We start from the raw sequence: 12083 nt of genomic DNA on the forward strand, positions 1-12083 counted from the left end.
AGAATGAAACAAAAAAATATCTCAGGAACATTTTTACTCTTTGCCCTTTTCTCCTTCTCATTCTCTTCCTTTTGTGGGAAAAATTTGGACAGCTACAAAGAAGATGTTCTCTCTACATACTCCAATCAACCCGAAGAGAAAAGAAAATATATAGCTCGTTTATTAGCCGAAGTCAAAGCAGAATACACTCTAAATCATTCTGCCGCAAATCCTGAAGACGCTGTTCGCACTTTTTTAAATGATATTTTAACTTCAAAAACAGAATTTCCAGCCTCGATCTGCACTGCTCACGAAATAGAAAATATACTTATGCCCAATATCCTATTGGAAAGATACGGGATGGTGTATATGAAGCCCCAGGAAAGGGAGAATTTTTTTCACCTTAGACAATCGATGGGGATTGCCAGAATTCGCTCCCGATTTAAGGAACCGATTTCATTACAAACACCGGATACCTCTGTCCAAATACGGACCAAAGAATCTCGTAAACACAACGCGATCGAAATGATCTCCGTGGAAGAAGTCAAAATTTCCACATCAGGGAAGATCATTTCCTTAGAAGAAATCAAATCCATATTATCTACAGGTGGAAGATACAAAGTTTGTATCGTCGCTCCATGACAAAAAATAATCCAGGGAAAACACATCAGATGAAAAAATACTTAGCCATTCTCTCGCTGTTTTTAACAACGACGGTCTTGCAAGCTCAGGCTACGGGGCGTTTAATAGGAACCGTCATAGACGCAGATTCGGGAGATGCTCTTAATTTGACTGCAGTCATCGTTCGATCCGCAGGTAAAGCGATGCGTACGGATTTTGACGGAAAATTCAATATGGATCTTCCCCCGGGACAGCATAAGGTGGAATTCAAATATTCCGGATATGATCCTGTAGTCCGAGATGTTACGATCCAAGCAGGCAAAACGGTAAACTTAAATGTTACCTTAGGCGCAAAAACTTTGGATACTGTAAATGTGCAAGGGAGAGGGTTGAATAAATCAGAGTCTGCTCTATTGCAATTGCAGAAAAAATCCGGGACTGTGTCCGATGGGATCTCGGAAGAAGCGATTAAAAAAAGTCCGGATTCCTCCGCAGGGGATGTTCTTAGAAGGGTTACCGGAATTACACTTGTGGGCGGAAAATTCGTTTTTGTAAGGGGTTTAGGTGAAAGATACTCGACTACCGTGTTAAACGATTCCGTGGTTCCTTCGACTGAACCGGATAAAAGGGTGATCCCTTTGGATTTATTTCCAGCGAGTGTCATCAAAAACATTCGTATCATCAAAACTTTCGCACCTGAAGATTCCGGAGAATTTTCAGGAGGTATAGTAAAAATTGAGACAAAAGACTACCCGGATAAAATGGAAGCAAGTATGGGTTTCGGCTTAGGTTATAATAGTATTACTACAGGCCGTCCCTTCCAGACTTTTGAAGGTGGTGGGGCTGCGAACATTTTGGGGATGACAGGTAGTAACCAAAAGCTCCCTGGAGTTGTAAGCGCCCTTCCGGACGCTATTCCTTTTGCACCGAGTAGCAATTTATCGCAACAAACCGTTAGTACTATGGCTGTTTCAGGTTTTTCTAATGAATGGTCTTCTAAAGAAATCACCGCTCCTTGGGATAAATCATTTAATTTTTCATTCGGTAATACATATAAATTAAACCAAAGTGGAGACATGAGGATCGGAGTTTTAGTCGGATCTACTTATTCCAGAAACTTTCGGTACCGTCAAAGTGTGGAAGGCAGATTCCAAGCTCAAAATGCTGTAAGTCCTCTTTTAACGGATTTTACCTCCTTAGCGGTGCTGAAACGAGAAGATGTCCAGACCTGGAACGAAGAAGTAAATTTCGGAAATAACGCGAATGTCACCTTTCAGTTAAAGGAAGGTCAACAGATCTATTACAAATTACTCTATACAATCCAGTCGGATAAGATAGTTAGAAATGCCACCGGAGCTAACGGAGTGGATAATTTCAACTATATCAGCCAATCCTTGGAATGGACTAGCAGAACGTTAATCAACCAAACCGTAGGTGGAACTCATGCATGGACTCCGTTCGGAGATAGACCTCATAAATTCGAATGGCATGGAAACTTTGCCAGAGCAGATAGAGACCAACCGGATTTACGAAATCAACTTTGGTTAAGTACTAATAGTATTCCGAGAAGGGCCGGAAACCCGGATGGACAACGATACTTTTCGAATACAATCGACGATGTTGCTTCCTTAAACGCGAAATATACGATTCCTTTCAAACAATGGGACGGTTTACAGTCCAAATTTAAGTTTGGAGGAATGGCTTTGGATCGGACTAAAACTTTCCGATTTAGGGAATTTCAGGAAAATTTAGCCGTCGCACCAAGTGCGATCGACTTTTATCCGGTACCAGGAGAGATCACTTTCAACCCAATTACCTTACTGAACGGAGATAGACAGTTTAGAGAAAGGTTCGGAGATAATAATGCGTACAATGCCGGACAAAAATTACATGCTTATTTTGCTCAATTGGAAATGCCTATCGCATCCAAGCTAAACTTTTTAGGTGGAGCTAGATATGAAGATAGTAGTCAGTCGGTTGCAACGTTTGCTTTAAAAGATTCTTATCTGTATGAAACTTCTCTTTCTCAAATTTACGGAAGCGGCTGTAGTATAAAAAACAGCGTAATCCGAGAATACTCTATTGCGAACGGGATCTGCCAGGCGGATAATAACGGGATAGGAAATCTAAGAACAAGGGACCTTCTTCCTTCTGCAAACCTAACCTGGGAATTTAAAGAAGATATGAACTTGCGACTTGGGTATTCCGAAACGGTAACCAGACCGGATCTTCGGGAATTATCCCCCTTCTTTTTTACTCCGTATTTCGGTGCGGACCGAGTGCAAGGAAATTCAAACCTAAATCGTACCTACATACATAACTACGACCTGAGATACGAATGGTATATGACCGCAACCGATTATATCGGAGCGGCAATTTTCAAAAAGAGAATGTCTGATCCTATCGAGCAAATCGGTATCCCTGTAGCAGGACAACCGCAGGTTCGATATACCTATGCAAACGCAAAGCAAGGAGATATCGAAGGGATCGAGTTAGATTATAGAAAAGATTTCTGGAATCATTTCCGGATCGAAGGAAATCTATTCTTCATTAAATCAAAGGTAACCGTTCTAAACGAATCCGAATACTACGCGGCAAGACTCGGATATGTATCCATTTATTCCGAACTTTTTGGACTTGCTCCTACGGATATTAAAAGATCCCTGCAAGGACAATCTGAAAGAGTATTCAATCTTAAGTTTACCTACTTTCCGGATAAGGAAAAACACCATAGTCTCGGATTATACTATAATTATTTCTCGGAAAGGATAGTCGTCGTCGGCGGAAACGGTTTGCCAAACGCTATTCATCAGCCCGCTGGCGTTTTGGATTTTATCTACGGATGGCAAAAAGGAGAACATCTAGATCTAAAATTTGCGGTCCGGAATATTACCAACACTATGTTCAAAGCGACTCAAGTGGATAACGTATACGGGGTAGAACAAACCTATTTCAAATATAGGGAAGGTATCTCTATCTCGATTTCCGCAAGTTATAAAATGTAATTCGGATTCTTCTCCGACTAAAAAGCCCTGCTATAGTTGCAGGGCTTTTTTTTGAAATTAGTTTGAATACTCTCTTCGGTTAGCAAGGAGACAATTTCTTAGAACTGGTCTACATGTGAAACTTTTATGGGGGCATGGAATTCCCCAAAATGCTAATCAAGTTCACTTGGAATGATTACCGATACGTCTCTGCAATTCCGTTGGATCAAAAAATGCCTTTCTTTCCAAAGCTTTTCCATTAGCTAACAAAAACCGATCAATGTTATCCCAAGCGAATGATTCACCCGCGATGGTCGCCATGAAAGTCATCTCTATGAATAATATATCGTCTCTAAATGCATAACGATGTATAGTTGCGTGCAGGTCAGGCATCTCTTGGAATGTTTTTTCAAACAACATGAGCGCACGCCTCAACCCGCGCACTGTTGGTGTTCCTGGTGCAATCAATTTGATATTTTCTGCAAATAGGGAACGCAATAATTCAAACCGGCTTTGAGGCGCCGCCCAAAACCGAATAAAATTTTCCAACCATTCTTTTTCCAGGGTATTCATATAGCCTCGAACACTCCAATATGTGTATATACACACTTTTATTCTACACTCAGATAGTCAACAAAAAATACACATTTCTTAAATCCTTAGTATTCTTAATAGTATGGAGAAACGCATTCATTCCACCCAGGATTGTAATCCCAAATGTGGCCCTCCCCCTTTAGACCTGAGAGCTGCGAGACTCTTCTAATTGATTTTACTGCCGTCCGGGATTAGAAAATTAGTTCCTTTATAAGAGTTTCAGCAAAACTCCTGCCTTGTTTCGGCCGATTATCCTTTCTTAAATGTATAAAATGAATGAATTATACTTCTCTTACATAAGCAACAAAAACATCTAAAGTAAAGAACATGAAGTATTAACACCAAAATTGTAAGTAAATAAAAGCCATCTGATGTAAATACTAACTTTAAAGAAAAAATCCCGTATCACAAAAAACTAATTTTGAATCGGAACCATCCAAGCTTCATTCTATTTGAACTACAGCAAACACTGACTGTTCTCGCTTGGCGGTTTTTGCACATGTTTTCCCAAACAGAAGCAGGCTCCACACATCAGCCGCTCACCATAGTCCAAATTTTAAAATCACTACTCCATCATAATTCACGACTGAAATAATTCTCTTACAATTCACTTATCTCTCTCGATTAATAAAAAATAACGAGATGAATAAATAAGTTCGTCTTTTTTAAATTAATTTCCACTTCATTAAAAATTTCTTTCCATTCGAAATTTTTCATCTCAGATCGCTACACATGACTCCTAAGCTCTATATGAAAATACTAATGGCATTGATGATTGTTTGTTTCTCTTCTTGTGGGAACGTAGGCTCAGGCAATATCGATAATTCCGTTTTTTCTTTGTTAAACATATCCGAATCGGAAGGACAAACAAACAAATACGAAGTAAATGCCGCAACAGACTCCGCAACCGTTTCTCACTCTCTGGATTATATAGGTTCCGAATCCGATCGGAAAATTCTACTGGGAACAAAATCTTATTCCGGGTCAACGGATCGGATCTTCGTGGATGGTTTAGGAAGGGAAACGTATTTCAGAGGGTTTAATTTAGCTGGGAATACGAAACTTCTTTCCGATGGATTTAAGCCATTTCGAAATACTGCGGATGCGGAGAATGCTTTCTCTCTTCTTGGTCAATCTGCAGGCTCCAATATGGTTCGATATTTAATCGCTTGGGAAGGAGTCCATCCTTCCGTGGATACGATCGACTATGCATATCTGGATGCTGTCATCCTTCAACTTAAAGCGGCCGCAGCGCGCAGAATGTACATCTTATTGGATTATCACCAGGACTTATTCTCCAGATATTTATTTAATAAAGGTTCTTGGTATACCGGAAACGGAGCTCCTGCGTGGATAATTTCAGGCGGATCTTACCCTCAGGAATCCTGCGGGATCTGTTTTATTTGGGGCCAAAATCTTTTTACCAACGAAGCGGTCCGCCGAGGATTCCGTAATTTTTGGAATAACGCCCCGATCTCGGTTCCCAATGGTACTAGGAACATGCAAACGGAATATATCTGGCAGATCGGAAAAGTTTTATCCTATATTAAAAATAACTTATCTAGTCAAGAGTTCGATTATGTTCTCGGACTGGATCCATTCAACGAACCGGCAGACGGAGGTATGGAAGGCCTTTCGCCCGCTCAATGGGACAACCAAAAACTTTGGCCTTTCTATTATAAGGTAAGACAATCCTTGGACCAAAACGGTTGGGAAAACAAATGGGTGTACGCGGAGCCGATGGTATTTTGGAATACCAACTTCGGCGGAATTGCGACAGGCGGAGGTTATTTGACTTCTAAACCTGGCCAAGGTTTTGTTTTTAATTCTCACTTTTACGATGCAGGTAGATTGAGTTTGGATCTAACGGGGATCGACAATGGAACTTATTTCAAAGCATTGGATGAGATAAGAAAAGAAGCTAGATTTTTGGATATTCCCGTTTTCTTAAGCGAGTTCGGAATGAAATTGAAAGGAGTAGGAGCTCAGGACACTGCACGTTTAATCAGCGGAGTCTACCAAGCCATGGAAATCTCCGACCAGCAACAGTCTAAGAAAACTCGATTCGCCGATTTCTATAACCCTGTCGTGTCCGGTACGGAATGGCATTGGGACTATTATTACGATAATCATAAAGAATACATGAATGGTAATACTTCCAAACTTCTGACCGCTAAGGATGCTTGGAACGACGAGGACTTCTCCGTAATCGGAAATTATGGAACCAAATCCAATATGGACTATCACGTCCTACAAAGAGGTTATCCAAGAAAGATCCAAGGTTCTCTCATGAGTTTCTATTATAATACGATCGGATATGATACATGGAATAATGTCTTTAAATGGGGAGCGGTTCGGACTACAGATACCGGCACAAATCATTTCGGAGATAGAAGATTTATCGTAGTGATCTGGACAGGTAAACGTTCCGATGCTCCTACGGAAGTATACATTCCTCCTCATTTTTCCGGTTCCGATCTAGTTCTGATCACCGACAAAGTAATCTATAATAAAGGAATTCCCACAAGCCCCCAAAATAGATCCAACGAAGCCGTTTTTTTCCCTGATCCGAGTAGAGTGAACGGTTCCGGAAATATTTTAGCGGTTTGGGACGATCTGGATGCGGATGAAGATCCGGAGAACTCGGTTCACTTCCTAGTAGCAGTAGATGCGGCAGGAACCAGCTATTCGGATACTCTTCTATCATCCATCCAAAACGAGCTCAAAACAAGAGTTTTGGTACAAAAGAAGAGTCCGATCTATATGATCGGAAAAATGACCTACGGAGGTTATCCTTCTAAATAATCGTTAGAAACGGTCGTATTCCTAATTTTGGTTACAAAACGGAATCAATCAAAACTCCGAAAAATGGAATGCGACCCTTACGCTCCCAAACTAACCAACCCGTAACCGCTTCGTAATAAATATGTAACTCAAATCTCGTAAAAATGTCTCATTACTTCTTATGGAGCTTCCGAAAGCTATGCATAATCGATATACTAATCTCTCTCTACGTCAATGGATCGCCATTGCACTTGTAGGAGGATTCGTTCTTACTGCAACTCTACCTACTTTCTCTCAAGATGCTGCGCCTACCGACGCAAATAAAACCGAACAACCGTCCGCAGAAAAACCTGCCGAACAACCTGCCCCGGTCGAAAAAAGCGGAACATGGGGATTTGTGGATCTGTTCAATAAGGGTGGATGGACGATGTATCCATTGGCTCTCTCTTCCATCATCGCTCTCGGAATTATTTTCGAAAGGATCTACTTTCTCACTACTTCCAAACTTCTTCCGAAAGGATTTAATATAGATTTAGGGGAGAAGGTGGATGAAAAAGGTTTCGAAGGTGCGAAAGAATTTATCGAAGCGAATCCTTCTTATAAAATTTCCGACATTCTGAAAAACGGTATCGATGTTTCCGCGGGTAACGCTGAAATTTTCGCAAAAGGTATCGAAAGAGAAGCTGCGGAAGTGATCGTGGTCCTGGAAAGAGGTCTTGTGATCTTAGCGGCTGTTTCGACTATCGCTCCTCTCATCGGGTTCTTAGGAACAGTTTCCGGTATGATCAACGCATTCGATGCGATCGCAAACGCGGACCAAGTGAACGCAAAAGTGGTAGCGGGCGGTATCAAAGAAGCTCTTATCACCACCGCGGCCGGTTTGATCATCGCGATCCCGGCGATGACTTTCCACCAATACCTGACTTCCAGGATCGACGGATTTACTTCCGAAGTAGAAGAAGCTGCAAACAGAATTTATAAAGAATTCCTGAAACGTAACGCAAGAGCTTAAGCTTAGTATTTCCAATTTATTAGGACAGGAATATGATTCAGCTTAGGAAAAAAAGAGGTTTGGAGGAAATTTCCGCCTCTTCCATGTCGGATATCGCGTTTCTTCTTCTCGTATTTTTTATGGTGACCGCGGTGTTTTTCGTGAAGGAGGGACTAAATATCCAACTTCCCCGAAAAAACTCCAACCCTACCTTAGTATTACGCGAGAATATCTACGAGATATTGGTGGCCGGCGAAACGATCAAGATGAGGAATAAAGTCCTCGGAACTCGTGATTACAAGGATCTGAAGGAATTCAGAAAAGATCTGAACGATCTGGAGATCCCCAACATCGATGAGAAAGTCGCTCTGATCAAAACGACCGGTGAAACAAAATACGGAAATATGCTGGATGCTCTTTCTGCCGTGCAGTTGAGAGGATTTAAACAAGTCTCCGTAAAAAGATTAAAATAAGATATGGCACTTAAAAAGAAAAAAGCTCCACCTTCTATTCCGGTCAGCTCCATGGCCGATATCGCCTTTCTTCTTTTGGTATTCTTCATGGTGACTTCGGTCCTGGATACGGACCCCGATCTTCCCATCGCTCTTCCGGATGTACCCGGTGGAGAGCAGCTTAATAAAAAAATCGCAAATTTATATTTAAGCGCGGATAAGGAGAAGTCCATATACTTCAACCAAGTAAGGATGCCCTTGAATGAAGCGATCAATAATGTTCGTGCAAAACTTGCAACAACTCCGGATCTGAAAGTTCTGATCCACGCGGATAAAGAATTGGATTACGCGGACCTGGACAATGTATTCGAACTTTTGAAAGAAGCAGGCGCTTTAAAAATTTCTCTAGTTACTAAAACCACACAAGGAGGAGGTCTAAAATGAACCAAGTTGTTTCTCCTCCTCCTTCTTCCAAAAAAAAGTCCGGTCTCCGCAGATTTGTGGACCGTTACAGAATGGAAACCTTCTTAGGTTCTTCCGCTGTTCTACAAATCGCAGCACTTCTTTTCTGGTACACTCCTCCTACTACGTATGATCACCTGGATAAGCTGATCGACGAAGTCGCTTTCGTGGAGAATCTTGTGATCCAGGATCCGAATGTGGGAGAAGCTCCAGATGATGGAGAATTCGAAGTTACAGATACTATCAAGAAAAAAGAGGATTCTCGGATCGCAGGAGCTCAGGATGCACTCTTACTAGGCGCTACGGAGCCGATAGATCTTACTCCGAATCTTACTCCTAAATATCCGGATGAAGCTCGATCTGCTGGTATTACCGGAAGAGTCACTCTTGAAGTAATTATTGCAGATACCGGAGAGGTTCTAAGAGTTAAACCCGTCGGAAAATCCTTAGGTTACGGATTAGAAGATGCAGCAGTTGAGGCTTTTTATAAGAAAAGATATTCCCCTTCCAAAGCGGACGGAAAATCGATTACAGTAAAAGTTTATATTCCGGTAAATTTCTCTCTCTATTAACACGATCGATCTTCTTCTTTCTTCTCCGTAAGAAGAAGATCCCTTTTCCCTTTACACTCCATTTATTTTCCCAAAAAGAATGAGTGAATTTATATATTCCGACTTTTAAATGAACGACTTCAAGTTTCGTTTTCCGATCCTTTTGCTTACGGCAAGAATGCTCTTCCTTCTATCCGACCTTCATCGATACGAAGAAAAGTTTCGATTTGGAACCGAAGGACTTATCATACGATTAGATAATCCGGTATTATTTCTGTAACTTAAATGATACCTAAATTGCATAAAACCTCCAAAAACACGGCTTGTAACAAAATCCTTGCCTTTATGTAATCATTTTGTAACATAAAGAGGTCATTCTGTTACCTAAACGTAAAAAAGAATTCGCTCGAGCAAAAAACCTAGAAGCGAATCGAAAGGTAACTCTGAATGAAGCAGAAATCTAAAAAAAGAAAGAACTTAGGGGGGAAAAAACCCCATTTTCTTATTCTAGGACTTGTAATCTATTCCCAGGCGATCTTCTCCCAGGGAAGCTCTCCAGGAACGGAACTTGCGCAAGCAAGCGAACCTCCTAAAGTGGAAAAACCGAAGCCGGATGAATTCACTCTCTATGAAGACCAAGACGGACAATTATTCACCAAACCAGGTCCCGGTCGTTTTAAGAGCAAAATGGATAAGGCAATCAACAAGAACGATCCTAAATTCAACCCATATCCGAATCATTTAACAAACAGACCGGAAGAAATCCAAAAGGAAAGACTTACCGTCACTGGAAGAATGCAATTCAGGGGTATTTCGGCACAAACAGGGTCCAACTATAATAACGGAAGCGAGGATTTCAATTCAGTAGATTGGCATTTCAGACGTCTTCGTTTAGGGATCCAATACCAAGGCGGGTCTTGGTGGGGAATGATGATCAACCTCAGGGGAGAAAATATGCTGAACGCCCCTTATATCACTCAATCCAGGAACTCTACAGGAGAAGTAACCAATGTTTCCTTGAAAGAAGGGAGAGGTTATATCCAAGAAGCATTCCTTTTTGTGAATATTCCGATATTAGGAGCACGGTTGAGTTTCGGTCAATTACCTACTCAATTCCACAGAGAATATCTGATGTCTTCCGCAAACTTCATCGCATTAGAACGTTCTTATATGACTAACGCTTATCCCCAGTTCGATATGGGTGTGAATCTAAGACTTTCCCCTTTGAAAGATTTTTTCGAAGGGAAATACGAAAAATATCTGACCATCGATCTAATGGCAGGTAACGGACACGGTGCAGGGGGTGACTATGGAACAGGTAGACGCCAGGATCTAACGGTTGCAGGAAGACCACACCAGCCTATCTTAAATTCTCCTCTATATTTTGCCAGAGTCCAATGGAATGTTCTCGGAGGTCTTGTTAAGGAAAACGGAAGTAATGTCGGTTGGCAGGAAGGGGAAGAGATCTTCCAAAAAGATCTGAAAATTTCCCTGGGTGCCGCCGCCATGCAGACTAAGAACGCAAGCTTTAGTTCCGGTCCTGCGTCCACTCTTGCAGTGGACGGAGCAATCCCAAGAGGAGCTCCAACTCAGTATCTTTTTACGACTCAAACGACTGCGGACAATAGCACTTACGATTGCACTGTTGCCAGCTACCAAACCAGTTACTGCCAAAAAAATCTGGACCTAAGAGGCTATACCTACGACGGAACCATGTCTTGGAACGGCATCTATTTGAGCGGAGCCTATACTACTTATACGGGAGCGGCTTCAAACAATCTTTCCGGATGGCAAGCGACCGTCGGTTATAATATTCAAATATTCGATAAGTATTATATTATGCCCGTTTTCAGATATGATTTCCTAAAAGGAGATTTCAATCGTAACGGTAAGATAGAAGAAACGGATATGAAAAAATACTATTGGGTCGGTTTGAACCTGTTCGGGGACAAACACTTGTTCAAGGCCCAATTGTTCTACCAGATCCCTATTTTAAAATTAGGAGTGGATCCGGTAACTCGTGAACCTGCGGTTATAAATAACCAAACCGTCTATTTCCAACTTCAGGCAACTTTCTGGACCGGAACAGTTTCACCGGACCACTTGAACACCAGGTTAGATTAAGAAGAGGAGAAGGTAAATTTTATGAAATCTAAACTTAAATTCATACTTCCACTTTTGGGATTATTGGCGATTTCTTGCTCTTCAGAGACAAAGGATGATTCGGCTTTATTAGGAGCCTTAGTTGGAACTCCCGACGATGGGAACCAATCCATAGTAGTAGTGGAGGTCGCGGGAAATTTCACGGACTATACCGGAGAATGTTACGATCATTTTACCGTATTAGGAACTTCCAATTCCACAATCTCTCCCACAAATTATTATCTTTACGTAATGTTCGGACATTCTCTGGATACGGAACTTAGAAAATCCGCTCTTTCCACTTCTACTTGCGGTAGTTTAGGCTTCTTGGGCTCAGGGATCCCTACAAATGCGAGTCCTGTGAATTTTAGGTATTATACCTGTGATCCAAACCTGGGGCAAGCCGGGGGAGATTGTGGTAATAAGATCAAAGCGGCGGTAGGATTTCCTAACAACTAATCCTAAAAAGTCCCTGTACTTTCTTGCAGGCAGGGACTTACTTTCGTAGAATGCGTTAGAATGC

10 protein-coding genes are annotated in these 12083 nt (G+C 41.5%); 9 read left to right on the forward strand and 1 reads right to left on the reverse strand.

Annotated features, from left to right (window positions below):
* The first annotated feature begins 3 nt into the window (after positions 1–3).
* A complete protein-coding gene (locus AB3N61_RS11875) occupies positions 4–621 on the forward strand; it encodes a hypothetical protein (protein WP_367897674.1) in 618 nt (205 codons plus the stop codon).
* A gap of 29 nt (positions 622–650) precedes the next feature.
* Positions 651–3605: a TonB-dependent receptor domain-containing protein gene (locus AB3N61_RS11880; protein WP_367897675.1), complete on the forward strand. Its 2955-nt coding sequence runs from the start codon at positions 651–653 to the stop codon at positions 3603–3605.
* Between the two features lie 162 nt (positions 3606–3767).
* Here the strand turns inward: AB3N61_RS11880 and AB3N61_RS11885 are convergent, their stop codons facing one another.
* Complete coding sequence (locus tag AB3N61_RS11885; protein WP_367897676.1) at positions 3768–4157, reverse strand: nuclear transport factor 2 family protein; 390 nt, start codon at positions 4155–4157, stop codon at positions 3768–3770.
* Positions 4158–4928: 771 nt separating this feature from the next.
* On the opposite strand from AB3N61_RS11885, the gene AB3N61_RS11890 reads away from it, so the two are divergent.
* The 7 genes from AB3N61_RS11890 to AB3N61_RS11920 all read left to right on the forward strand — a co-directional run bounded on the left by AB3N61_RS11890 (position 4929) and on the right by AB3N61_RS11920 (position 12019).
* Positions 4929–6983: a glycosyl hydrolase family 5 gene (locus tag AB3N61_RS11890; RefSeq protein WP_367899094.1), complete on the forward strand. Its 2055-nt coding sequence runs from the start codon at positions 4929–4931 to the stop codon at positions 6981–6983.
* Positions 6984–7161: 178 nt separating this feature from the next.
* Positions 7162–7974, forward strand: coding sequence for a MotA/TolQ/ExbB proton channel family protein (locus AB3N61_RS11895; RefSeq protein WP_020771039.1), 813 nt, complete (start codon positions 7162–7164; stop codon positions 7972–7974).
* A gap of 32 nt (positions 7975–8006) precedes the next feature.
* Complete coding sequence (locus AB3N61_RS11900; protein WP_036090623.1) at positions 8007–8426, forward strand: ExbD/TolR family protein; 420 nt, start codon at positions 8007–8009, stop codon at positions 8424–8426.
* A gap of 3 nt (positions 8427–8429) precedes the next feature.
* Positions 8430–8849 carry an ExbD/TolR family protein gene (locus AB3N61_RS11905; RefSeq protein ID WP_020771021.1) on the forward strand — a complete coding sequence of 140 codons (420 nt, stop codon included), beginning with the start codon at positions 8430–8432 and terminating at the stop codon, positions 8847–8849.
* On the forward strand, positions 8846–9439 hold the full coding sequence (locus AB3N61_RS11910; RefSeq protein ID WP_020771049.1) for an energy transducer TonB: 594 nt from the start codon (positions 8846–8848) through the stop codon (positions 9437–9439). Before AB3N61_RS11905 ends, AB3N61_RS11910 begins: the two co-directional genes overlap by 4 nt.
* 426 nt (positions 9440–9865) lie before the next feature.
* Positions 9866–11542 carry a hypothetical protein gene (locus AB3N61_RS11915; protein WP_367897677.1) on the forward strand — a complete coding sequence of 559 codons (1677 nt, stop codon included), beginning with the start codon at positions 9866–9868 and terminating at the stop codon, positions 11540–11542.
* A gap of 21 nt (positions 11543–11563) precedes the next feature.
* Positions 11564–12019, forward strand: a complete 456-nt coding sequence (locus AB3N61_RS11920) for an LA_3150 family lipoprotein (RefSeq protein WP_367897678.1) — start codon at positions 11564–11566, stop codon at positions 12017–12019.
* Positions 12020–12083: the final 64 nt, after the last annotated feature.

Source organism: Leptospira sp. WS58.C1 (assembly GCF_040833995.1).
GTDB lineage: Bacteria > Spirochaetota > Leptospiria > Leptospirales > Leptospiraceae > Leptospira_B > Leptospira_B cinconiae.

Coding starts and splice junctions, on each gene's coding strand:
- AB3N61_RS11885 (WP_367897676.1), bottom strand. CDS start 4,157: ATGAATACCCTGGAAAAAGAATGGTTGGAAAATTTTATTCGGTTTTGG.
- AB3N61_RS11920 (WP_367897678.1), top strand. CDS start 11,564: ATGAAATCTAAACTTAAATTCATACTTCCACTTTTGGGATTATTGGCG.
- AB3N61_RS11905 (WP_020771021.1), top strand. CDS start 8,430: ATGGCACTTAAAAAGAAAAAAGCTCCACCTTCTATTCCGGTCAGCTCC.
- AB3N61_RS11915 (WP_367897677.1), top strand. CDS start 9,866: ATGAAGCAGAAATCTAAAAAAAGAAAGAACTTAGGGGGGAAAAAACCC.
- AB3N61_RS11895 (WP_020771039.1), top strand. CDS start 7,162: ATGCATAATCGATATACTAATCTCTCTCTACGTCAATGGATCGCCATT.
- AB3N61_RS11910 (WP_020771049.1), top strand. CDS start 8,846: ATGAACCAAGTTGTTTCTCCTCCTCCTTCTTCCAAAAAAAAGTCCGGT.
- AB3N61_RS11875 (WP_367897674.1), top strand. CDS start 4: ATGAAACAAAAAAATATCTCAGGAACATTTTTACTCTTTGCCCTTTTC.
- AB3N61_RS11890 (WP_367899094.1), top strand. CDS start 4,929: ATGAAAATACTAATGGCATTGATGATTGTTTGTTTCTCTTCTTGTGGG.
- AB3N61_RS11880 (WP_367897675.1), top strand. CDS start 651: ATGAAAAAATACTTAGCCATTCTCTCGCTGTTTTTAACAACGACGGTC.
- AB3N61_RS11900 (WP_036090623.1), top strand. CDS start 8,007: ATGATTCAGCTTAGGAAAAAAAGAGGTTTGGAGGAAATTTCCGCCTCT.